Source organism: Oceanotoga teriensis, assembly GCF_003148465.1.
GTDB lineage: Bacteria > Thermotogota > Thermotogae > Petrotogales > Petrotogaceae > Oceanotoga > Oceanotoga teriensis.
The window spans coordinates 21,663-46,406 of sequence record NZ_QGGI01000002.1; the positions used below are offsets into that span (position 1 = coordinate 21,663).

A 24,744-nucleotide genomic window follows, 5' to 3' on the forward strand; every position below is an offset into this window, starting at 1 on the left:
ACCCCCTCATTATCTTGATGAGATTTCTATTAATTTTGTATTCAATGAATCATTGGTAGTTACTGCTCTTTGAAGTATATCAAATTGTCTATTTGCATTTATTAAATTTACCATTTCTTCAAGAGTATTAACATTAGATTTTTCTATAAACCCTTGTTTTATTTTGGAACTTTGTAAGTTAATTTCATCGCCTGAAAAATAATTATTTCCAACTTTGTAAATATTTTCTAATTCAGTATTATAAAAAGCAACATTGTTTTCTTGTATATTTCCATTTTCATCTACTTGAAATGAATCTTGAATAATTATAGGTTGATTGAATTCATCTAAAATATAATCTCCAGAATTATTTACAAGAAAGCCATCATTGTTTACTTTAAATTCTCCATTTCTGGTATAAAAATAATTATCACCAGAAAGTACTTTGAAAAAACCATTACCTTCAATTGCAAAATCAAGATTATTTGATGTTTCTTCTAAAACACCTTGAGTTATTATTGGATAAACTTTGTCTAAAACAACTCCTGAATAGACGTTTCCAATTAATTCGCCTTTTTTATTTTCTTTTGAATAAGCATGTATTTCTTTTTCAAGAATACTTTTGAAAGTATTTATATCTTTTTTATAACCAGTTGTATTAGCATTGGCAAGATTATTGGATATTTTATTTACTTCGGCAAAAGAGTTTAACATACCCATTGCTGAATTATAAATTCCCCTCATAAAAATCCTCCTCAGTTTATTCTACATGGACACTACTTAATAGTTCTATATCTTCTAATAAAATTCCTGTACCTTTTGCACAAGTTAAGTGAGGATCTTCTGTAACTATTGTGTTAACACCGGTCTTTTCTTTGAGTAATTTATCAAGTCCACGTATTCTTGAAACTCCACCAACTAATATTATGCCATTGTTCATTACATCAGCTGCAAGTTCAGGGGGGGTTTTTTCTAAAACATTTTTTGCTTTTATTATTATTTCATTTAAAACAGGTTTTATAGCTTCAAAAATATCATCTGAATTTATTTTTATAGATGAAGGAAGACCAGTTTTTATATCCTGCCCTTTAACTTCTATTTCTATTGTTTCTTCATCTTTATAAGCTTTTGCTATTTCTTTTTTTATTCTTTCGGCAGTAGAAGTTCCTATAGAAAATCTATAACTTTTTTTGATATATTTAACTATTTCATCATCCATCGCTTCTCCGGCTACTTTTATCGATTCACTTTCCACTGTTCCGCCTAAACTAATTACTGCAATATCCGTTGTGCCTCCGCCTATGTCTATTACCATATGTCCATTAGGTTTTGTTATATCTATTTCACTTCCTATTGCAGCTGCTAAAGGTTCAGAAACTAAAAATACTTGAGAAGCTCCAACTCTTTCAGCAGCTTCTTTTACGGCTCTTCTTTCAACATCAGTAGTTAATGCTGGTATACCAATTATCAATTTTGGTTTTGAAAATGATAACCCTTTTTTCGCATTTTTTAAAAAATATCTCAAAACTTCTTCTATAACTTCAGGATTTGTTATTACTCCATCTTGAACAGGTCTTATAATCTTTATTTGTTCTGGGGTTTTTCCTATCATTTCCTTAGCTTGAGTACCTATAGCTATTATTTTTTTCTTTTTTGCATCTATAGCAACAACAGATGGTTCTTCTATTATTATTCCTACTCCTCTTTGATAAACAACAAAAGTAGCAGTTCCAAGGTCTATTCCAAGATCATGTTTAGCCATTTTGTTACCTCCATTATAAATTAATTATAGACTTAGCTTTTAATTCATTAAGCAATTCTATATTTGAGTTTTTTACTATTGTATTGTATTCAACCTTTATATCTTCTAATTTATTTGTGCTTTTAAACCCTTTATTGAAATAATACCAAAATATCCAAGGATCATTTATGAAAAGATCGCATTCAGTTGATAAATTTTCGATTGCAATATCATATATCAATATGTTTTGATCTTTGAGTTCTATTTTATATACTTCTTTATTTATTAATTCTATTCCTGAATTTGGATTAGATAAATAAGTTGAAAGAATTAAAGAACTTGAATTTTGATCTTTTTTATTTTTTACTTTTTTACTATTCACTTTTCCTTTTACTTGATTAAATAATATCTTTGATGTAAGTCTTTCATCTACTAAGAAGACTTTACATTTTAAGATATCTTTGATTTTTAAAGCTTCATTTATAACATTGTACGTTTGGGTAGAGTATCTACCAGACATAGATAAAGGCATACCAAAAACTAAAGTATCTGAAGAGTTTATTTTTTCATTTTGTAAATAATTTAATAAATTTTCTTTTTCTACAGTATCTTTAGGAACTGATATTCTTAAAATTTCATTTGCACTTGATATACCACATCTTTTGTCTCCATGATCTATTCCATAAATTTTCATCTTTTTAATAGCTCCCATATAATATCTTTATTTAGTTTTTTAATTTCAAATATAATACCATTTTCTTCCAAAATATTTTTTATTATTTTTTCATCTTTACTGCTTGCGGTTAAAACTGGTGCACAAACTTCAAGAACTGTTTTTGGAGCAGGAAATATTTTAGAAAATATATTATTATTTTTTAAAAGATCCTTGACATAAATTATTTCATAATTTTTTATTAAAATCACCATATTTATATCGAGAGTAGTTCTTAATTCTGTCATTTTAAACTCCTTTAAACTTAAAATCTGTTATATTTGTTTTGAAAAGTTCCATAAATTTTTTACTATCAATATCTTCAAAAAAATGTATACTATCTTTTATAAGCCAACCATCTAATATACTTTCTTTATTTTTCACTGAGTTATGAAGTAATTTTAAGTTAAAATCTTCAAAAATTTCATATTTGTTTGATAAGTTAATAATTAATCCTGTATCAGTTAATTCATCTAAGACAACTTTACCAAATTCAATATCACCTTTAAACATTTTATTTATTATTTCATTTTCTTTTTGTGAAGGATTATTTTTTATAAAATCATATGTTTGTTTTAATACATTACTCGATGGATACATACGTGCAAAATCATATGATAATCTTGCTCTAAACTTTTCATCATAAGCAAGAACAAACTTTATAACTCCTTTTTTTGATGACCAAGAAGCTACGATATCTATTAATTCAAGTCTTGTTTTTGGAACATCTAATATTATAAATATAGGATTCTTGCCTTTTAATTCCATCGATAATCCATTATTTGAATATGAAGATATTAGTATGTTTGAATTATTTTTTTTGAAATTTTCTTTTACTAATAATTTATATGTAAATTCCATCGAATTGTTAAAAACTTTTATAGAGTCTTCTAAAATATTGAATTGATCTGATATTATTTTAGAAAGTTTTGTTTGTTTTGTTTCATCATTTAGCATTATTACTTTATTTATATTTTCATTTATATAATCATTTAATATTTCAGATAATTTTTTCTTTTCTCTTATAATTTCATAGTTTGATGGGCTTACATTTGATACCAAAACTTTAAATCCAGCTCTTTTAAAATATTCTTTTAAGCTTGTATGAAATAATGTTCCAAAAGAAGATATATTATTTTTTTTGAAAATTATATATTTTCTGAATTCTGTATATTCTTTTATGTTTTTTATAGCTGGATGTGCCATAGAATAAAATGGTTCATCAATTATAATTTCAAATATATCAGAACTAAACATTTTTAAATTATGAAAAAATGCTGGTACTGTTATAAATATAATTTTTTGATTTAATATAGTTTTATTATTTATTCTTGATTTTTTATTAAAATACATATTAGATGAAGATATATAAGATGAAATTATATTATAAGTATGTTTTAAAACTATATTAGAAGCACCTATTATAACAACTTTTTTATTATTGTTAATAGAATCAAATATTTTTTTTAACATTGCGGCATATTTAATTCTACTTGGCAAAAACATGGCAATTTTGTTTTCTGAAATATTATCTTTTATAACATCTATTTTTGATACTTTATAAGTTTCTTCTTTTAAGATGCTATTTATGTCTAAAGAACTTATATCTTTATTTAACTGCTCATTGCTTTTTAAATTTAAATCTTTCAAATAAAATTTTAAAAATTTATGTTTTAAATTATATGAATTTTCTTGTCTAAAATTACCAACTATATCTAAATATATGCTTGTTGGATTATTATATCTCGCTTCTTTTAAATTTGGAGCTAATCCATATCCAATTATGTCCATTATTAAATCTTTTTTATTTCTTATTTTACCTGCAAAACTTTCTACTGCATTACCAAAGAATTTCATGTTTTCCGCTTTAACATTTTTCATTAAGAATACAGGCTCTGGATTTTTATAACCATATGGTTCTAATTTTTCTATTTCATCGAAGAATGTAGGCCAAATTTTTTCTATTTCCATATCTATTGAAACTTCTGAAATAGGCTTTTTTTCTCCATATAAATCAAAATATGATTCATTTACCTTAGTTCTTAATAAATCTAAATTATCATTTGGGACGGAAAATCCAGCTGCTAATTCATGGCCTCCAAATTCTTGAAATAAATCTTCTTTAGAAGAATTTTTAAACAAATCCATTAAGTTAATTCCTTGAGGACTTCTTGCCGAACCTTTTCCAAAAGTTTCTTCTTTTGAAATCATCAGTACGGGTTTATTGAATTGAGAAGAAAGTTTTGAAGCAACTATGCCAAGAACACCAAGATGCCAGTTATCTCCACTCAATACTATTACTTTATCTTTTTTATATTCTGGGTTTACATCCATTTGACTTAAAGCAAAGAGATAAATCTCTTTTTCTTTTGCTTGTCTTTTACTGTTGAGTTTTATTAAAGCACTTACATTTTTTTGTATTTCTGAATCATTTTTTGATGTCAAAAGTTTAAACGCTGTAAAAGCATCGGCCATTCTTCCGGCAGCATTAATTTTAGGTGCAACTTTATAAGCTATTATATGTGATTTTATTTCTGAAGGAACTATTTTCAATTCTTTTAGAAGAGCTTCTACGCCTTTTAAAGGATTTTTTCTTATTTTATCTAAACCTCTTTTTACAAAATATCTGTTTTCTGATAAAAGAGGTACTATGTCAGCAATAGTTCCTATAGCTACTAAGTCTATATAATTATATGGATCAAAAGAAGGATTTATTTCTTTAGATAAAGCCAATAAAACTTTAAAAGCAACTCCAACTCCAGCAAGTCCCTTAAAAGGATAATTATTATCTTTTCTCTTTGGGTTTACAACGGCATCAGCTGGTGGAAGGTTTTCTTGCTGTTCATGATGATCTGTTACTATTACTTTCATCCCAAGTTTTTTTGCAAAGCTTATTTCTTCAATTGAAGTTATTCCACAATCTACGGTTATTATGTTTTTGAATCCATTTTTATTAAAATCAGATATTGCATCCATATTCAGACTATAACCTTCATCCATTCTCGAAGGAATATAAGCATCAACATTAAAACCAAGATCTTTCAAACCCATATATAATGTTGCAGCTGCAGTTACTCCATCAACATCATAATCTCCAAATACGACGATTTTTTCTTCTTTTTGTTTTATTTCTTTGAGTAAAGATACAGCTTTATCCATATCTTTTAAGTAAAAAGGATCTATTACTTGATTTTTAGAGGGATTTAAAAATTCAACAGCTTCATTTTTATCTTTTAGACCCCTACTTACTAGAAGTTTTCCAAGGAATTCAGAAATTCCTATATCATTAGAAAGACCACGGGCAATTTTTATATTTGCCTCATAGTCAGGGTCATTGGGGTCCCAAAAGACTCTCCAATTATTATTCATTTTTTGTTCCCCTTTCTTATTTATTTTTATTTCTTCTTTTCTTATATTATACAAAAATTATCTGTAAATAACAATAAGAAATGATGTAGGACAAATTTAAAATACTGTTAATTCATTATTTTTTGTTTTTTTATTATAGTTATGATTTAAAGTGTTAAATATACATGGTATAATTTAAATGAAAAAATTAATAAGCTTGGGGGTTCTTAAATAATGAAAAAAATAGCTATAATAACTACTGGTGGAACTATTGCAATGAGACATGATCCAATTCTCGGAGTTATTCCATCTGATGAACTAAACAAATCTTTGAATGATATTCCTTATTTGAGAGATATGGCAGAAACAGAACTTTTTGAATTTTCAAATATACCAAGTCCACACATGACTCCTGATAAAATGTTTGATCTTTCTAAATTTGTGAGAAAAATATTGAATAGGAAAGATATAGATGGTATAGTTATAACCCATGGAACGGATACACTTGAAGAAACGGCATATTTTTTAGATTTATTGCTTGATACTGTAAAACCTGTAGTTATGACAGCGGCGATGAGAGATTGGAATGAACCAGCTACAGATGGACCAAGAAATTTAATAGCTTCAGTAAGAGTAGCTTGTGCATTACATTCAATAGAAGAAGGAGTTTTAGTTTGTTTAAATGATGAGATACATGCTGCGAGAGAAGTTACAAAAACTTATACAAGTAATGTAGCGACTTTTGATTCACTTGGATATGGTCCACTTGGTATGGTTGATGAAGATACTGTTATTTTTTTTAGAAGATCTTTATTAAGAATGCATATAAATACCGATAAAATAGAAGATAAAGTGGCTTTAATAAAAACTTATACTGGAGATGATGGAAGAATAATAAAAGAACTTCCAGATCTTGGATATAAAGGTGTTGTTATCGAGGGATTTGGAAGAGGAAATGTTCCAGAACCCGTAGCTGATGCTATTGAAGAATTAATAAATAAAAAAATACCAGTGGTATTAGTATCGAGATGCTTTAAAGGGAGAGTTCTTGGAGTGTATGGATATAAGGGAGGAGGAGCAGACCTCAAAAATAGAGGAATTATAATGGGTCAAGAAGTTTCTGGTCCTAAAGCAAGAATAAAATTGATGGTAGTTCTTGGAAAAACTAATGATATGGAGATTATAAGATCTTATTTTGAATATCAAAATAAATGAGGTGGAATTTTGTGACTAAAAACCAAAAAGCGGCTATATTTAATTCAATATATTTAATAATATTTTTTTCTATAGCAGCGCTTTCTATGCAGGTTTTTTCTATTCTGGTTTTTTCTCTTGGGGTTATATTTGTTGTAGAATTATTTTCTAAATTTTTTATGAAATTTTTAAAAATGCCTAAAAAATTTGCAATTTTAATATCTATATTAATAATATTTATAAGTCTTATATTTTTATTGGTTTTTTTAATACCTACCGTGATTGGTGAGGTTTCTAATTTTATAAATTTTTTAAATGGAATCTTTGAAAAGCAAGAATGGAGAGAATTATTCCCAGAAAAATTTGATGATATAGAAAAAAATGTAACTGAATTTTTGATAACTTTGAGACCTAAAATAATATCCTTCATAAACGATGCTTTAATACAAATGCCTAATTTAGGTGGGAAAATAGGTTCTTTTATCTTTTACTTAGTTTTAATAACTATATATGGAAGTTTTTACTTTGATTCTTTTAAATTAAAAGCAGGAAATTTATTTCCTAAATCTATAAGAAACACATCTATATCATTTCTAAAAGATTTATATGTTAACTTAAAAAGTTTTGTTATCTCTACTTTATTTGCGGCTCTTTTTGTTGGGATTGGAGCTTTTATAATAATGAATATATTAGGAGTTAAATATTCTTTATTGATGAGTTTTTGGGCGGCATTAACAAATTTTATTCCCATCGTTGGAGTTATTTTTGAGTTTATTCCTTTAATATTAGTTGGTATATCAAGTGGATTGACTAAAATGCTAATATTGCTTTTAATAATGATCATATTACATACATCTGCTTTTATATTCTTCTTGTATGTCATGAAAGGTAGTGCCAGAATAAATCCAGTGGCAGTAATAATTTCAATTTTGATATTTGGATATATATTTGGATTTGTAGGTCCTATAATAGCTGTTCCAATAGGAATATCGATTAAAGTTTTTTGGAAACATTTTGTATCTCCTACTTTTGAAAGGAGCTGAAATATTTTTGAAAAGATATATAATAATATTAATGATTTTGCTATCATTTTTAACTTCTTTTGCTATTAGTGTAGAAGATATACTAAATTTATCTAAGAATGAAAATACTTTAGAACTTTCATGGGATGAATTTTTAAAATATTTAAGTGAGTTTGGATATAGTGAAGAAATAGAAAATGCAGGAAGAATAATATCTGCAAAACGTTTTTTATATGAAAAATATTCAAAATATAATTTTGTTAAAAGTATAATTACAGAAGATTTTAGAGCATTTGCAACTAATTTGAGTTTAATACCTCCAAATTTCAATTTTTCTGAAGATGATATTGAAAAATTAATAATAGTTTTTCCAAACATGGTTGAAAGGGTTGAAGATTATTTGATAAATCCAGATGAATCTAAAAATTATGTCAAATATCTATATAGAATTGAAAAATTTGAAAAAAGAATAAATATAACCCAGTATGATATATATATTAATTATTTAATAAAAAAATCTATAAATAATTCTACATTTTTAGATGAAAGTCAAAAAGCATTCATAGTAAAGTATGTTCCTGTTGTGTATTTGAAAAAAATTGATGATATAATTTCAAATGAATCTTTTTCTATTGAAGAAAAGGATTATATAGGGGCATATAAATTATTGGGATTTATGAAAGATATTAATTCTATAAATGAAAAAAATCTTGAAACTTATATACTCTTAAATTCTTATTTTGATATAAAACAAAAACTTACATCTTTAAATAATAGTGTTTATTTTGTAGAAAAAACAGATTTAAATGATTTTATAGAAGATTCTTTGAGTTATATATATAAATCTCAAGGTTTAAATATAAAACACGATTTGATAGATGATTTAATTTTAAATTTATTAAAAACTTTAAATATAAAAGTTGGAAATTTAAAAGAAAAAATGGTATTAGATTTTTCAAGAGATAAATTGAATATAAATGCTGAAATAAATAAAGAAATAGATATTTTATATGATCAAATTGAAAGTATAAATAAAATGAAAATTTTAGATATTGATAAAAAAACAAATTCTAGCACTGAGACGATAAAAAATTTAGAACAAAATAAAAATGAATCATCAGACAAAGATAAAAAATATAATTATTTATTCATAATAATTCCAATATTAATTATTTTTATACTTTTTGTAATGATAATAGAGGTATTTCCAAATATACGTATAGCAGAATTCTTTGTTAAAATGGGATTACCCATTTTCTCTTTTAGGATAATTAATAAACTTCTTTTAAAAGAGCCAAACAATTTTAAATATTATATATTTCTTGCTAAAGTTTATGAAAAAATGGATAAATATAATGAATCTATAAGTACTTATAAACATGCTATGAAAATTAAAGAAAGAGGAGATTTTAATGAATAATTCTTTGATAATATCATCATCTTCGAAAGAAGTTTATATTGGTCTCAAAAATGAAAATGATATTTTGATAAAAACAGCAACTGGTAGAAATTCTGGATCTCAAATAATAATAAAAATAGATCAACTTTTAAAAGAAAATAAACTCAAATTAAAAGATATAAAAAATTATTTTATAGATATAGGCCCTGGTTCTTTTACAGGGATTAGAATATCAATTGTTACCTTGCAAGGTTTATTAATGCCTTTTGAAGATTTTTCAATTAGAAAATTTTATTTTACTGATATTGTTAATCTCTGTTTAAAAGATAAAAAAGTTGTTAAAAGAGCTGTATTGAAAAGGGCGAGAGAAGATGCTGCTTATATAGCTTTATATGAAAATGAAATGCGCATAAATGAACCTGAAATGGTTAATTTTTCAGATTTTAAAAGTTATTTGAATGGATATACTCTTTTAGGTGAAGAGGCTTTGTATTTTAAGAATAAATATGATTTAAAAAATGATCATAGAGAAATATTTTTTGATAAGGATGTTTTTATTGATATAGAAAAAATCTCTAAAAGTGTTGATATTAACAATCTAAAACCTTTATATCTTCAAAAACCTTTAGCTGTGGAAAATTTTGAAAAGATTACAGGTAAAACATTAGATAAAAAAAATTGGGATTAAATAAATTTTCAAAGGAGTTTAAACATGTCAAAAAAAATTTCATTAATAGGTATTTTTACTGCTTTAGCTTTTATATTATCATTTTTAAAATTTCCATCACCAGTTGGAAGTATAGCACTTGATTCTATGCCAGGATTTTTGTTGAGTATTATAAATCCTTTATACGGAGGAATTGCATCTTTACTGGGACATTTTTTTACATCATGGAATTCTGGTTTTTATTTTCAACTTTATCATATACCTCTTGCTTTAGCAATGTTTGCGATAACTTATATTTTTGGTAAATTATATCAAAAAAATAAGATTATATCTATTTTAATAGGTGTAATTTTAAATGGTATTGTATCTCCTTTTATAGTTGTAAAAATTATTACTTTTAAAGGAGTTTTGGGAATAATGCCTATGTTGATAGTAGCAAGTATTGTGAATATTTTATTAGCAGTTATTATATACTCAATGCTAAAAAAATATAATATAATAAAAAAATAAAAAACTTCATCGAAGTTTTTTATTTTTTATTTTTTATTTTGATTCTTTTCTTTTTTTTAAGATTTGTGTTTATTGTATCTAAAGATAAATGAGTTATATAACCTATGAATAAACTAAAACTATAAAAAAATTTTATTAATATGTAATATTTAGTATTTAGTAAAAATAGTATTACAGATAATAGAACAGCTGTTAAAATAGAATGCCATGCACCTCTATGTTTAGTAGTATTATTGAAAATTATGCCAAACAAAGTTCCAACAGATATTCCTACAAAAATTATCAAAAGATAATAAAAAGGTCCTTTAAATGGGATATAATGCTTAAAAATATAGTCATATTCAAAAAAATAATATACAGAAACAAGTATTAATAATATTCTGAAAAATCTATTTATTAAAGATTTTTGATGATCTACATCTGGAAAATCACTCCCAAGTATAAAAAGAGCATAAGATATTGTTATTTCAGAAGCTGAAAAAGAATAAAAATTTTTAGTAAATAAATAACTTATTATATTGAATACAAAGAAAAAAATAGGAAATCCTATTATTCCTGAGATTATATGAGTTCTAAAATTTGGCATTTAATCACCTTATTATATATTTTTTGTAAAAGAAAGTGGGGATTTTCCCCACTAATGTTATAATTCATTTTCGGCCGAAGCTATTTCAAAGGTTAATGATTTTAAAGATATTACAAAGTCTACATCTTCTACAGATATATTTTCTGGAACAGATAAAGATGTAGGAGTGAAATTTAGAATACCTTTAATTCCTGCTTCAAGAAGTATATCTACAACTTCTTGAGCTGCATTTACAGGAACGGAAAGAACTGCTATTTCCACATTATATGTTTTTATTATTTTTTCGATATCCTGTATTCTTTCTATTTTTACACCAGGGACTATCATATTACCAATCTTTTTTTCATCATTATCAAAAGCGGTAACAACTTTGAACCCATTTTTTTCTAAACCTGAATAATTAGCTATAGCATAACCAAGATTACCTGCACCAACTATTGCAACATTCCAGTTTTTCTTCAATCCAAGGATTTCTTTTAATTTAAAAGAAAGTTTGTCAACATTATAACCTACTCCTCTTTTTCCAAATTCACCGAAATAAGATAGATCTTTCCTAACTTGAGAAGCCTTTATTCCCAATAAATCGGCCATTTCTTTGGAAGAGGTTTTTTCGATACCATTTTCTTTCAATTTATTAAGACATCTATAATAGATTGCCAGTCTCCTTACCGTTGGTTTTGGTATTTTAGGAGCTCTCATTTTCTCACCCCTTCACAACAATATTAACTAATTTTTTCGGTACATATATGACTTTTACAATACTTTTACCTTCTATATGTTTTAATATTTTTTCATCTTCTAAAGCTAATTTTTTAATTATTTCAGAATCTTCTTCTACTGATACATTTAATTGAGATCTTAATTTACCATTTACTTGAATAACTATTGTTAATTCATCTACTTTCAATGCTTCTTCGTCTACAGTTGGCCAATTAGAATCAATTACTAATGATTCATGATTTAAAAGATGCCATAACTCTTCAGATATATGAGGTGCAATTGGTGATAACATCAAAGCAAAATTATCAGCAATTTCTCTTAAAAGCATGTAATTTAAATTATTTTCATTATTTTTTAAATAATTATTTAATTCATTAGAAAGTTCCATCATAGCACTTATAGCGGTATTAAATTGAAAATTACCTTCTATATCGTTAGTGGCTTTTTTAATTATTTGATGTAATTTTCTTCTCAATGCTTTTTCTTCTTTGTTTTTTAAATTTAATTTAGATTTATCAAATTTTATATCTTTTACTTCATCAATAAATTTCATATATGAGTTCCAAACTTTATTTAAAAATCTATAAACACCTTCCACACCAGAATCATTCCATTCCGTATCTTTTTCTGGTGGTCCCATAAATAATATATAAGTTCTCAACGAATCAGTTCCAAACTTATTTATAATATCTTCTGGAGATACTACATTTCCTTTTGATTTAGACATTTTAGCTCCATCTTTATAGATCATTCCTTGAGTATAAAGATTTTTAAAAGGTTCTTCAAAATTTATTAAATTCATATCATGAAGTACTTTGGTTATAAATCTTGAATATAAAAGATGAAGTATAGCATGTTCTACTCCGCCTATATATTGATCTACAGGTAACCAATTGTTTACATCTTCTGAGTCAAATATCATATCATTTTTATGTGGGTTTACATATCTCAAATAATACCATGATGAATCAACAAAGGTATCCATAGTATCAACTTCTCTATGAGCTGTTCCACCACATATTGGACATTTAGTTTCTTTGAAATCGTTATTATCAACAAGAGGGCTCTTTCCAGTTGTTTCGAATTTTACATCTCTTGGTAATTTTACTGGTAGATCTTTTTCTGGTACAGGAACTGTACCACATTTATCACAATAAATTATAGGAATAGGTGCGCCCCAATATCTTTGCCTTGATATTAACCAATCTCTTAATTTATATTGTGTTTTTTGTTTTCCAATTTTTTCTTCTTCAAGCCAATTTAAAATTTCTTTTAAAGCTATTCTATTTTTCTTACCATTAAAATTTTCTGAATTTATCATAACTCCGTCTTCTGTAAAAGCCTTTTCAGATATATCAGCATTTTCACCATCTATTACTTGTCTGATATTTAAATCGAAAACCTTTGCAAATTCATAATCTCTTTGATCATGAGCTGGAACAGCCATGATAGCACCAGTTCCATATTCATAAAGAATATAATTTGCAACATATATTGGGATCTTTTCATTGTTTACAGGATTAATAGCATAACTTCCAGTGAAAGCCCCATCTTTCTTTGCTCCTTCTGCTGTTCTTTTAAATCTATCTTCTAATCCAACCTTTTTTAGAAAATCAGATACATCTTTTTTATTTTCATCAGTAGTCAAAATGTCAACTAATGGAGATTCTGGAGCTAAAGCCATAAAAGTTACTCCCCATAATGTATCAGGTCTTGTAGTAAAAACATTTATAGTTTCATCTTTACCTTCAATTTTAAATTCAACTTCAGCACCAACACTTTTACCTATCCAATTTTTTTGCATTATTTTAACATTTTCAGGCCATTCATCAAGTTTGTCTATATCATTTAAAAGTCTTTCTGCATAATCAGTTATTTTGAAATACCATTGTTCTAAATGTTTTATTTCAACTTCATGACCACATCTTTCACAAGAGCCATTTACAACTTGTTCATTTGCAAGAACTGTTTTACAATCATCACACCAATTAACTGCTGCTTTTTTCTTATAAACAAGTCCTTTTTCATACATTTTTATAAATATCCATTGAGTCCATTTATAGTATTCTTCTGAAGAAGTCATTATTTCTCTACTCCAATCATAAGAAATACCCATTTTTTTTATTTGATTTCTTATTATATCTATATTTTTTAAAGTCCATTTTTCCGGATGTATGTTACCTTGTTTTATTGCCGCATTTTCAGCAGGTAAACCAAAAGAATCATATCCAAATGGATGTAAAACATTATAACCTGTCATTTTTCTATATCTTGCTACAACATCTCCAATAGTATAATTTTTAACATGTCCTACATGGAGAGTTCCTGAGGGATATGGAAACATTATTAGATTATAGAATTTTGGTTTTTCTGAATTCTGAGGAGTTTGAAAAGCTTTTTTTTCTTCCCAAACTTTTTGCCATTTTTTTTCAAATTCAACAGGATTATACTCTCTTTCCATTTATATAACCTCCATTTATTTTTATATTGTTAATTATACCACATATAAGCACTTTTTCACAATTACTAATTACCTGTTATTGTGGGTATATATAAGTTAAGATCTTTAGATATGTTTTGAATATTTATATCTGGATGTTTTAAAAGTCTTGATTGTCCAGGTTCTTGTATTAAAAAAAATACTTTTGATGGGTCTCCGCTTTTAAATGAGCTATTATAAGGGATTATATAGGTATAATCTGTTTTTATATTTGGAGATTTAAAAAAATAAAATTTATAAGGGTTTAAACCTGGTGTTAAATTACCTTGAAACAAATATTTTCCATTATTATCTTTGAAAGAACTCCAAACATCTTTTGAACCTATTATATATATTTGAATATATCCAGTTCTATCTTCTGATTGCAATTGAGTCAATATTTTATCTAAATCATCCATTTGTTTTTTTAAAAGACTATTAGAAACTATATATTTTTCTACTAAACCATTGGGTTTAAAATAAGAGTTCATTTGATTTATATCTTTTTCTAATTGAGAATTTTTTTGATTTAATTCATTTGATAATCTGTTTATTTGTTTTTGAGAGTAATTTTTAAAATTAACCATTCTTATTTCCGTAATTATAGACAAGATTAATGCTAAAACACTTATAAAAATAAGAATTATTTTTGATTTCATTCTTCACCTCCAATAAAAAACATCAAATTTTGATACAAATCTTTTTTTGTTTGCAAAATTTTTTTTAATTTTTGTATAGTATTATCAACTTTTTTTTGTTTTACAATTAATTTTTTTGAAATTTCTTTATAAGAAAAACCATCAAACCATAAATTTACTATATCTGTTTCATCTTCATTTAATTCTATTAAAGCACTGTCTATTACATAATTTAATAAGAGATTTTTAGTTTGATTCTCTGGATCTTTTAAATAATATTCAAATCCTTCATTAAAATCATCATAAGTATTTTCTATGCTTATAGCTTCTGTAAGCACTTTGTTTTTTTGTCTATTTAAATAAGTAACAAAAGATTTAACTTCAGAGGATATATTTAAATAAGCAAAAGTTGAAAATTTAGAATTTGAATTTTCATCATAATTAAATACAGCTTGCATTAATCCTACAAAACCAATTTGTACAAAATCTTCAAAATCAGCCCATGCGCCATAATACTTAGAAACAACAGATTTAATCATTGGTTCGAATTTTTCCAAAATTATCCCCATCGCTTCTTTATCTCCTACTTGAGATAATTTCACAAGACGATTAGTATTCAATCTTCTGAGAATATAAATATTTCTATTCATGATTTTCAAGCCCCTAATAATAATTTAATTTAAATTAATAATATTTTATCATTTTTTTATTATAAAATTAAATATTAAAACATAAATATAAGAAAAAATCCCCTATAAAAGGGGATTATGGAGCGGAAAACGGGATTTGAACCCGCGACCCCTTGCTTGGCAAGCAAGTGCTCTACCGCTGAGCTATTTCCGCATATGGAGCAGGAGATGAGACTTGAACTCACGACCTCCGCCTTACCAAGGCGGCGCTCTACCGACTGTAGCTACTCCTGCTTAAACCAAAGATATTATACTATAAGTTTTATCTTTAGTCAAGATTTTAAATAAAGTATCATAAAATTTTAAAATGTGAGTCTATCGACTCACATTAAAATTCTTCAATAATATATATTAAATCATTATTTCTTAACAATGCGGCATTTGCTTCATCGGTGTCGACATGAAATTCTAAAGCATATTTATCACTTACTCTGATTAAAACATCTTGAAATATTAAATTTCTTCCATCTGTTTTTGATAAAACAGATACAATATCTTTATCTTTTAAGTTATAGAAAGCTGCATCATCAGTATGCATATGTATATGTCTTTTTGCTAATATTACACCTTCTTTAATTTCTACTTCGCCTTTAGGTCCTACTATTTTTATACCTTCAGATCCAGAAATATCTCCTGAATCTCTTACTGGAGGATTAACACCCAATTTAAACGCATCTGTTTTTGATACTTCTAATTGAGTATCTTTTCTAACAGGTCCTAAAACTCTCACTCTTGGAATAGTTCCTTTTGGACCTACTATATCTACTACTTCATCTGCGGCATATTGTCCAGGTTGACCTAAGTCTTTAATTGGGGTTAATTCATAACCATCACCAAATAAAATATCTAAGTCTTTTCTTGACAAATGAATATGTTTATTTGATACTCCAACTTTTATACCTTTTTCTTTTAATTTCAATTTTTACACCTCCGTAAAAAAATTATATTTTTGGTTTTATCATAGATTTTCTTATAATATAGCTCATTTTTTCTGGTATAAATAGTTTAATATTTAATGGCCCTCTTTTTACAGAAACCCATCCCAATCCGGGTAATGAAAGATCATAACCTTCTTTTATATTTAATTCATATTCATTAAATTTGAGTTTTTTATAATCAAATTCTTCATTATATGGTGGGAAGGCGACTTTCCTATTTTTTAAAATATCTTCAACTTTTTCTTCTTTTGTTATATGAATACCTATATTTTGAGACATAAATATAGAAAATATAGGTCTTAAATCATAATCTCCATGTTCAAGTATTTTAAAATAAGCCAATCCACTTAAAAAAACATATTTATCAGGATCTGCTTTTAATGTTTGTATAGTTATTTCTTTATTTGGAATCATTTTAACTTGTGAATGTATATCTAAAATATCACAAAATCTATCATTTGGTTCAATTCCAGGAGTATCATATATTTCAATGTTACTTTGATCTAATTTAGTTTTAATTACATTTAATGTTGTTCCAGGATAAGAACTTACAGTTATATCTTTATTTATAAGTTTATTCAATAAAGAAGATTTTCCAACATTAGTGACACCCATAATTAAAACTTTTTCTTTTTCTGTCATAGTTATTAATTTTCTAACACGTTGTAAACCAAAACCTTTTTTAGAAGAAACCATTCTGATATTATCTTTTTTAATATTTAGATATTTTCTAACTTTTTTAAATAACCATTCTTTAATTTCTGAAAGTGCAGAACTTTTTGGAAGTAAATCTATTTTATTTACAATTAAAATAACATTTTTATTTTTTAACTTTTCAGCTAAATCTTTTCTAAAAGTACCATCAAAATCTATTATATCAATTACCCATATAACAGTTTTGAAGTCTTTTAAAACTTTGTCGAGTTGTGGATAGAAATCAGAATTTATATCTAAAGGCATTAATTGATTATAATTTTTTAATTTGAAACATCTTTGACATAGTATTTTTTCATTATTTATTATTTTTTCGTCTAGTACATTTTGTGGCAAATAACCACTTTTATTTTCATCTATAGATTGAATTTTTATGCCACAACCTTCACATTTCATATTTCATCCTCTCCTTTAAAAAGAGTTGGTTTTTTTCGCATCATTTTTATGCTCAATTTTTCAAAATTTCTTATAAATTTTGTCCATTTACCTTCTTTTTTACTTATTGGATTTACTTTTATGGTATAAAATCCTGATGAATTACCTGCTGTAATATCAGTAAAAAGTTGGTCTCCAATCAAAACACATTCTCTTGGTTTATATCCAAGTAATTTGACCTTTTTTTTGAGTTTAAAATTAAAAGGCTTTAAAGAAAGAGTTTGAATTTTTATATCAAATTCAGATATTTCAGATTTAACAGAATCAAATCTACTATCCCTTCCATTTGTAGCTATAAGGATTTCAAACCCCATTCCTTTTAGTTTAGCAAATAAATCTTTTGATTTTGAATTTAAGTTTTTTGAATGCCAAGCAACTAAAGTGTTATCAAAATCAAAAATTATAAGTTTATGATTTGTCTTTTTTAAATGATCATAATCGATTCCAAAAATATTATCTTTAAATTCATTAGGTACAGCTAAATCCATCAATCTAAAAAACCACCCTATCGTATAAAAGAATATGAAATATACAAATTTTGAAAAATTTGCCATGAATTTTTTAAATTTACTGTCTATCTGGTAAGTATATGGATTTATAAGAATAGTATATAAACCAAGTTTATTACCAGCGAAGACATCAGTTATAAATAGATCTCCGATCATCATTGTTTTGGAGTTTTGTGAATTTAAAATATTTAGAACATCTTTGAGTTTTTTTATGCCGGGTTTTTTCATATTTGAAAAAACTCTAACTTTGCCTTTTGTTCTTTCTTCAATATGTATAGCCCGTTCTTTTTTTGCATTTGTAACAATTGCTACTTTAAAACCATCATCTAAAAGACGCTCGAAAAGTTCGAGCGTCTTATTCGTGATTTTTTTTTCTTTCCATACAGTTACTGTAAAATCATAATCGAATAAAATAGTAGTTATACCCCATTTTTTCATTTTTTTATAATCTATTGAATATATATCTGGTTTATGCTCTCGAGGTATTGGTATATATTTAAACAACCCCGTTGTGTGGCTCAACTTTAACAACCTCCATGTGAAAGGCTTGAGTTTTAAGAGAGTCTATAAGGGTTAAAGAATCGTTCAAAAAATATGAAGGAACTATTATTTTTAAATATCCATTTTCTTGCCTATTCCTTATATTCATCATATGTGGTTCCGCTTCAAGAAGATAAGTTATTAAATGGATATCATTTTTATCCACATCTATAAATATATCATATTCTTGAAAATTATCATCTTCATTAATATTTTTATGCATTATTTCCTCCCAATTACATTACTTTATTTAATTATAAATGAAAAACTTTAAAATACTTAAAATAAAGATTTACAATATCAAGTTAATAATTATAAAATTTTTGCAGAATAAGAAGCTAATTTAGATCTTTCTCCTTTTTTCATTATTATATTACTTGAAATATCTATATATTTAAATTTAGAAGCTGCATAAACTAATCCATTAGAAGATTCATCAAGATAAGGATTATCTATTTGATAAGGGTCTCCTGTAAGAACTATTTTTGTATTTTCGCCGACTCTCGTTAAAATGGTTTTTACTTCTGCTGGAGTTAAATTTTGAGCTTCGTCTATTATGATATATTGATTTGGTATAGAACGACCTCTTATATATGACAAAACTTCTATTTCTATTAGCTGTTTTTTTGTTAAATATTCTTCTGGAGATTTTCCTTTTCCAGAAAAAAGATAATCCATATTATCATAAATTGGTTGTAACCAAGGTTTCATTTTTTCTTCTATGCTTCCAGGTAAATAACCTATATCTTTCCCCATGGGTATTACAGGTTTTGAGATCAATAATTTGCTATATTTTTTTAATTCTAAAGTCATAAAGATTCCTGCAGCAAGTGCCAGAAGTGTTTTTCCAGTACCAGCCATGCCTATTAATGTTACAAAAGGAATAGAATCATCTAATAAAGCATCTAAAGCAAATAACTGTTCTATATTTCTTGGTTTAATGTTTAAAATTTCGGTATTAAAAGTTATATTTATTTTTTCAAAATTACTTTTTTCAGCATTTAATTTGTAATTATTATTTTGAGTTTCTAAATAAATATTGGGATATATTTCATCTTTGTTCAAAGATGCTTGAGATAAATTAAATGTATCAGAATTTAAATCCAAATCTTTCTTAGAAATATATCCATCATACATAAATTTCATATCAATTTTATCATTTAAATAATCTTCGCTTTTTATTCCAATGGATTCTGATTTAATTCTTAAATTTAAATCTTTACTCACAAAAATAGTTTCAATATCTTTAATAGAATTTTTTAAATTTAAAGCATAATATATTATAAAATCATCTTTTGAATTTCCTAAAAAATCAGGTATACTTGCTTTTAAATCTTTAGAAGTGAGAGCCAGAATCTTTAAAATTCCACCATTTTTTAGTTTAATACCTTTTTGTAAATTGCCTTCTTTTCTAATATTATCTAAGATTCTATTAACCTCTCTTGCAGATTTTGCTACTTTATCATTTCGATTTTTTAATCCATCGATTTCTTCGAGTACAGGAAAAGGAATTATAACATTATTATCTTCAAACTTGTAAATAGATTCTGGATCATGAATTAAAACATTAGTATCTAATACATAGTTCTTTTTCATATTATTCCCTCCATCCATAATGTGATTTTATAGTATTTGATTAGAAATACAATATTTAATAATTGTAAAATTATTATAATATAAAAAAATATAAATTATAAAAAAATATAATTAATTTGGATAATGTTGTTTTAATGTTTCAAACAATAATTTGAATTTAAGTTTTTAAAAATTATTTATTAATAAAGTGATATTTGATTTTATTTGTTGTTTAATTTATGATAAGGGTTTATAAAATTATATCATATATATAATCAAATGAAGATTAAAAGTATTTTTGTCAATATTAATACAAATAGTAATTAGTAATTATGAATGTGCAAATATTAACAATATTATTTATTATTAATTATGTAAAAGAAGATAATTTTTCAACTTAATCAAAAATTATCTTCAATTTTTGATAATATTAGTTTAATTCACACAATTGAAATTAAAGTTTTTTTGTTGTAATATTTATATGAAAAAAATTTCACAGTTTGAGGAGTGGTTTTATGAATTTTTCAAAGAGAGTATTAAATATGCAGGAATCTCCAATTAGAAAATTAATACCGTATTCAGATGAAGCAAAACAAAAAGGAAAAAAAGTTTATCATCTCAATATAGGTCAACCTGATTTAAAAACACCTGAGGCTTTTTTTGATGCAATAAAAGATAAAACTGAAAAAAATGATATTGTTTCATATTCTCATTCAGCAGGTTTAATGGAGCTAAGAGAAGCTTTTTCTGATTATTACAAGAAATGGAATATACCTTTAGAAAAAGAAGAAATAATAATAACTACGGGTGGAAGTGAAGCAATAATTTTTGCACTTGGAAGTGTTGCAGACCCTGGAGATGAAATAATAGTAATAGAACCTTTTTATGCAAATTATAGAGGTTTTTCAGAAATGTTAAATCTTAAACTTGTGCCAGTAAGGGCAACTCCAGAAACGGGATATGCTGTTCCTAATAAAGAAATGTTTGAAAATGTAATAACTAAAAATACTAAAGCTATAATATTTTCAAATCCATCAAATCCAACTGGAGCTGTTTATACTAAAGAAGAGATTTCTATTATTAATGAAATTGCAAAGGAACATGATTTATATATAATATCTGATGAAGTTTATAAAGAATTTACATTTGATGGAAAAAAACATATTTCTATAATGAATTTTGATGATTATGACAAATATATAATTGTAGATAGCATATCAAAAAGATATTCTGCTTGTGGAGCAAGAATAGGTGTTTTTGCAACTAAAAATAAAAAACTTTATTCACAAGCTATGAAATTTGCACAATCTAGGTTATGTTCACCTTTAATTGCTCAGTATGGTACAATAGGATTATTAAAAAATGTAAATGATAAATATATGGAAGATATGATAAATGAATATACGCAAAGAAGAGATATAGTTTATGAAGAACTCTCAAAAATAGAAGGTGCAGTTTTTAAGAAACCTCATGGTTCTTTTTATGTATCAGTTGAATTACCTATAGACGATTCTGAAAAATTTATAAAATGGATGTTAAAAGATTTTGATATAGATGGAGAAACTGTTATGGTTGCTCCTTTAGATGGATTTTATAATACTGAAGGAGCAGGAAAAAAAGAAATAAGAATAGCATATGTTCTTGAAAAAGAAAAGTTAAAAAAAGCATGTTATATATTAAAAGAAGGAGTAAATGAATATAATAAAATATATGTAAAATAAAAAATTGGAGTTTAACTCCAATTTTTTATTTATATGATTCTTCTTTTATTAATACTCTTATATAATTTTTACCATCTTTATGTTCATATTCAAAATTATCCACTAAATTTTTTATTATAAATAACCCTAAACCATTACCATTTTTTAAACAATTGTTTATTTGAAAATCGCCATCTTCAAATTTTAAAAAATTATCTGGAATTTTTTCTCCAACATTTTCAAACTCAAGCAAATATCTATTTCCCTCACATACTAATCGTGCTTTACCATCAAAACCATGTTTGAAGGTATTACTTCCGAGTTCATTAAGAGTTAAATCTAATATAAAATAAACATTATGAGAAATATTTGATATGTTTTTTTTTAATTTTTTCAAATTAATATTGATATCTTGCTTTGATTTAAAATCTAATGATAAATCCATAATATTATCCCCCGCTAAATTTTCTTTTTAGCCTGGTTTAATGCATTGAATATGGTTAAGATTAATACAGAAATAAAAAAACCATTAAAAGTTCTTATTATTCCTAGATATACTGGAGTATGAATATGCAAAAAAGTGTCTATGACAGAAACAATCAATAAAGATCTTGATAGTTCCCAGACTATTTCTCTTCCTTTTATTGAAGGAGCAAAAAAGAAAAAATAAGATATGAACTCTTTAGTTCTTGGCCTTGCAATCAACGTTTTTTCTAAAAAATCTCTTATCTTTCTTTCAGTATTCATCACAAAACCAAAATTAGAACTTCTTAATAAATATATTATTCCAGAAAAAAATATTAATAACAATAAAATTATATCACTTTTTTTTAATTTATCAAATGAAATATTTTTTATATTTTTTATAAAAATTAGAAAAGGTAGTGTTAACAATAATAATTTAATGCCTCTTATATTATTCAATTTAAAAATAAAGTAAGGATCATAGCCACTCATATAGATCAATATTCCCCAAACAACAGAATAAGGTAGGATTTTTATTAAATTTTTATTAGATATTTTGTAATATATGATTATAGAAAATATAATTCCAGCAAATGCAAAAGACCAATTATGAAAAAAAATGTACAATATAATATATATAGGTGTTGATAATGGTAAATAAAGGCTCATTATGATTATGATAGTTCCAAAAGATAAAAATTTAAAATATTTATTAGGTGTATAAGTTTTAATAGAGGTGATATTCGATGGCTCGCCTAATTTGCTTATTAATTCTTTTTTTATAGTTTCTGTTCGAGGATGATTTGGAAAAATAAAATAATTAATTTTTCTTTCTTTTAAAGCTCTTATAAATCTTTGAATAATTATTCCATCATCATATTTTTCTATTTCATCATATTTTATAAAATGAGAATAATTAATTTTATCTAAATTTGTTTTTTTTATATCATCTTTTATATTTGTAAATTGTTTATCAAAATCAGAAAATTCTATTATAAGAATTTTTTGAAATGAATTTGAAATTTTTTCTAGTGTTTTTATAGGATTTTTAGACGCATTTTTGAGAATAGCGGTATTTTTGAACTCATAAAAATTATAATCTTCTATTGTAATTTGTTTAAGTTCGTTTAGATTGGGCAAAAAAGTATATTTTGATATATTTTTCATATCAAAATAAGTAGAATAAATTACAAACCATGAAACAATAAAAGATGTAAATATAAAAACATAGCGTTTAAATTTTTTATTCATAAAATCACCTTTATAAATCTACAAAATTATTTTATAGAATTTTCTTCGATTCTGGATAAAACCTTTTTTAAATCTTTATCGAGTTCTGCTGTTAAATCATAATCTTTATTTTTAAAATTGAATTTTAAATTATAGGCATGTAAAAAAAACCTTCTTAATCCATAATTGTTTTTAACTTCTCTATTTAAAGCTCTATCTCCATAATGATCATCTCCAAGTACTGGATTACCTATTTCAGAAAATTGAACTCTTATTTGATGCTTTCGACCCGTATGTATTAAAACTTTTACAAGAGAAAAAAATCCTAAATTTGTTTCATATTCTTTTAAAACAGAGTATTCTGAATGAGCTTCTTTGGAATCAACTAAACTTTTTAATTCTCCTGATTTATTTTTTAAAGTGCCTTTTAAAAGAGTTAAATAATATTTTTTAGCTTTCCTTGATTGAATTATTTCAGATAATAATCTTGAAGTATTTTTATTTTTAGCTATTATTAAGACTCCAGAAGTTAATTTATCTAATCTATGAACTAAATGAGGATCATAAGAATCGTTTGCATGATATTTGACTCCTTCTATTATTGTAACCATTTGTTCTCCTTGTCCAGGATGCATTGAAACTTTAGAAGGTTTATTTATAACTAAAAAATCGTCATTTTCATATATTATTTCAAAATCTAAAGGTCTTGCTTTCATTGAAGGTTTTAAAGGCCTGATCATATTTTTATCATCAATAATTTCTATTTCAACAGAATCTCCTATGGAAATGTTAAAATCATTTTTTTTAATTTTCTTACCATTTACATAAACATGACCTTTTCTTATAGACTTGAAAATTGAACCTAATTTTATTTTTGGAAAATTAAACCTTAACAGCTTATCTAATCTCTTATAGTAATTATTTTCATCGACAATAATTTGTTTTTTCATTCGA

Annotated in this window: 24 protein-coding genes and 2 tRNA genes; 6 read left to right on the forward strand and 20 right to left on the reverse strand. The window is 25.3% G+C overall.

The annotated features are described in order from the left end of the window. Positions 1-9: 9 nt before the first annotated feature. The 5 genes from C7380_RS01615 to recJ are packed head-to-tail and all read right to left on the reverse strand — an operon-like array spanning position 10 to position 5,801. A complete protein-coding gene (locus tag C7380_RS01615; RefSeq protein WP_109603741.1) occupies positions 10-723 on the reverse strand; it encodes a flagellar hook-basal body protein in 714 nt (237 codons plus the stop codon). Between the two features lie 16 nt (positions 724-739). Next, entirely contained in the window at positions 740-1,741 is a 1,002-nt protein-coding gene (locus C7380_RS01620; RefSeq protein ID WP_109603742.1) for a rod shape-determining protein, read from the reverse strand. A 13-nt stretch (positions 1,742-1,754) separates the two neighbouring features. Beyond that, a complete protein-coding gene (locus tag C7380_RS01625; RefSeq protein WP_158274742.1) occupies positions 1,755-2,414 on the reverse strand; it encodes a RuvX/YqgF family protein in 660 nt (219 codons plus the stop codon). Beyond that, positions 2,411-2,680 (reverse strand): putative Se/S carrier-like protein, encoded by a 270-nt coding sequence (locus tag C7380_RS01630; protein ID WP_109603744.1) that lies wholly within the window; start codon positions 2,678-2,680, stop codon positions 2,411-2,413. Before C7380_RS01630 ends, C7380_RS01625 begins: the two co-directional genes overlap by 4 nt. A gap of 1 nt (position 2,681) precedes the next feature. Further along, positions 2,682-5,801: a single-stranded-DNA-specific exonuclease RecJ gene (gene recJ, locus C7380_RS01635; RefSeq protein ID WP_109603745.1), complete on the reverse strand. Its 3,120-nt coding sequence runs from the start codon at positions 5,799-5,801 to the stop codon at positions 2,682-2,684. A gap of 213 nt (positions 5,802-6,014) precedes the next feature. On the opposite strand from recJ, the gene C7380_RS01640 reads away from it, so the two are divergent. Genes C7380_RS01640 through C7380_RS01660 form a run of 5 tightly spaced genes read left to right on the forward strand, consistent with a single transcriptional unit; the run spans position 6,015 to position 10,572 of the window. Beyond that, complete coding sequence (locus C7380_RS01640) at positions 6,015-6,995, forward strand: asparaginase (RefSeq protein ID WP_109603746.1); 981 nt, start codon at positions 6,015-6,017, stop codon at positions 6,993-6,995. Positions 6,996-7,006: 11 nt separating this feature from the next. After that, positions 7,007-8,017, forward strand: coding sequence for an AI-2E family transporter (locus tag C7380_RS01645; protein ID WP_158274743.1), 1,011 nt, complete (start codon positions 7,007-7,009; stop codon positions 8,015-8,017). A gap of 7 nt (positions 8,018-8,024) precedes the next feature. Continuing rightward, complete coding sequence (locus tag C7380_RS01650) at positions 8,025-9,416, forward strand: tetratricopeptide repeat protein (protein ID WP_109603748.1); 1,392 nt, start codon at positions 8,025-8,027, stop codon at positions 9,414-9,416. Continuing rightward, positions 9,409-10,083: a hypothetical protein gene (locus tag C7380_RS01655; RefSeq protein WP_109603749.1), complete on the forward strand. Its 675-nt coding sequence runs from the start codon at positions 9,409-9,411 to the stop codon at positions 10,081-10,083. The genes C7380_RS01650 and C7380_RS01655 overlap by 8 nt, the downstream gene beginning before the upstream one ends. 24 nt (positions 10,084-10,107) lie before the next feature. Then, on the forward strand, positions 10,108-10,572 hold the full coding sequence (locus tag C7380_RS01660) for an ECF transporter S component (protein WP_109603750.1): 465 nt from the start codon (positions 10,108-10,110) through the stop codon (positions 10,570-10,572). 19 nt (positions 10,573-10,591) lie between these two features. On the opposite strand, the gene C7380_RS01665 is transcribed toward C7380_RS01660, so the two are convergent. The 12 genes from C7380_RS01665 to C7380_RS01720 form a co-directional block, all read right to left on the reverse strand. Beyond that, a complete protein-coding gene (locus C7380_RS01665) occupies positions 10,592-11,158 on the reverse strand; it encodes a metal-dependent hydrolase (protein ID WP_109603751.1) in 567 nt (188 codons plus the stop codon). A 57-nt stretch (positions 11,159-11,215) separates the two neighbouring features. Beyond that, a complete protein-coding gene (locus C7380_RS01670; protein WP_109603752.1) occupies positions 11,216-11,857 on the reverse strand; it encodes a redox-sensing transcriptional repressor Rex in 642 nt (213 codons plus the stop codon). A 4-nt stretch (positions 11,858-11,861) separates the two neighbouring features. Continuing rightward, on the reverse strand, positions 11,862-14,339 hold the full coding sequence (gene leuS / locus C7380_RS01675) for a leucine--tRNA ligase (protein ID WP_109603753.1): 2,478 nt from the start codon (positions 14,337-14,339) through the stop codon (positions 11,862-11,864). Positions 14,340-14,404: 65 nt separating this feature from the next. Next, positions 14,405-15,016, reverse strand: a complete 612-nt coding sequence (locus C7380_RS01680) for a hypothetical protein (RefSeq protein WP_109603754.1) — start codon at positions 15,014-15,016, stop codon at positions 14,405-14,407. Then, positions 15,013-15,645: a sigma-70 family RNA polymerase sigma factor gene (locus tag C7380_RS01685; RefSeq protein ID WP_109603755.1), complete on the reverse strand. Its 633-nt coding sequence runs from the start codon at positions 15,643-15,645 to the stop codon at positions 15,013-15,015. Before C7380_RS01685 ends, C7380_RS01680 begins: the two co-directional genes overlap by 4 nt. Before the next feature lie 118 nt (positions 15,646-15,763). Next, positions 15,764-15,838 (reverse strand) — tRNA-Gly (locus tag C7380_RS01690). Positions 15,839-15,841: 3 nt separating this feature from the next. Continuing rightward, positions 15,842-15,918 (reverse strand) — tRNA-Thr (locus tag C7380_RS01695). 94 nt (positions 15,919-16,012) lie between these two features. After that, the gene (gene pduL / locus C7380_RS01700) at positions 16,013-16,603 is read right to left on the reverse strand and encodes a phosphate propanoyltransferase (protein WP_109603756.1); all 591 of its coding nucleotides are present in this window, start codon (positions 16,601-16,603) and stop codon (positions 16,013-16,015) included. A 22-nt stretch (positions 16,604-16,625) separates the two neighbouring features. Then, complete coding sequence (gene yqeH, locus C7380_RS01705) at positions 16,626-17,732, reverse strand: ribosome biogenesis GTPase YqeH (protein WP_109603757.1); 1,107 nt, start codon at positions 17,730-17,732, stop codon at positions 16,626-16,628. Then, on the reverse strand, positions 17,729-18,802 hold the full coding sequence (locus C7380_RS01710; protein WP_109603758.1) for a YqeG family HAD IIIA-type phosphatase: 1,074 nt from the start codon (positions 18,800-18,802) through the stop codon (positions 17,729-17,731). Before C7380_RS01710 ends, yqeH begins: the two co-directional genes overlap by 4 nt. After that, positions 18,777-19,043: a DUF4911 domain-containing protein gene (locus tag C7380_RS01715; RefSeq protein WP_109603759.1), complete on the reverse strand. Its 267-nt coding sequence runs from the start codon at positions 19,041-19,043 to the stop codon at positions 18,777-18,779. The genes C7380_RS01710 and C7380_RS01715 overlap by 26 nt, the downstream gene beginning before the upstream one ends. Positions 19,044-19,132: 89 nt before the next feature. Beyond that, the gene (locus C7380_RS01720; RefSeq protein WP_109603760.1) at positions 19,133-20,416 is read right to left on the reverse strand and encodes a PhoH family protein; all 1,284 of its coding nucleotides are present in this window, start codon (positions 20,414-20,416) and stop codon (positions 19,133-19,135) included. A gap of 494 nt (positions 20,417-20,910) precedes the next feature. Between C7380_RS01720 and C7380_RS01725 the strand changes: the two genes are divergently transcribed. Further along, positions 20,911-22,116, forward strand: coding sequence for a pyridoxal phosphate-dependent aminotransferase (locus C7380_RS01725; RefSeq protein ID WP_109603761.1), 1,206 nt, complete (start codon positions 20,911-20,913; stop codon positions 22,114-22,116). A gap of 25 nt (positions 22,117-22,141) precedes the next feature. Here the strand turns inward: C7380_RS01725 and C7380_RS01730 are convergent, their stop codons facing one another. The 3 genes from C7380_RS01730 to C7380_RS01740 are packed head-to-tail and all read right to left on the reverse strand — an operon-like array spanning position 22,142 to position 24,740. Further along, positions 22,142-22,540: an ATP-binding protein gene (locus tag C7380_RS01730; RefSeq protein ID WP_109603762.1), complete on the reverse strand. Its 399-nt coding sequence runs from the start codon at positions 22,538-22,540 to the stop codon at positions 22,142-22,144. A gap of 14 nt (positions 22,541-22,554) precedes the next feature. After that, positions 22,555-23,811: a DUF5693 family protein gene (locus tag C7380_RS01735; protein ID WP_109603763.1), complete on the reverse strand. Its 1,257-nt coding sequence runs from the start codon at positions 23,809-23,811 to the stop codon at positions 22,555-22,557. 26 nt (positions 23,812-23,837) lie between these two features. Next, positions 23,838-24,740, reverse strand: coding sequence for an RluA family pseudouridine synthase (locus C7380_RS01740; protein WP_109603764.1), 903 nt, complete (start codon positions 24,738-24,740; stop codon positions 23,838-23,840). Positions 24,741-24,744 lie beyond the last annotated feature (4 nt).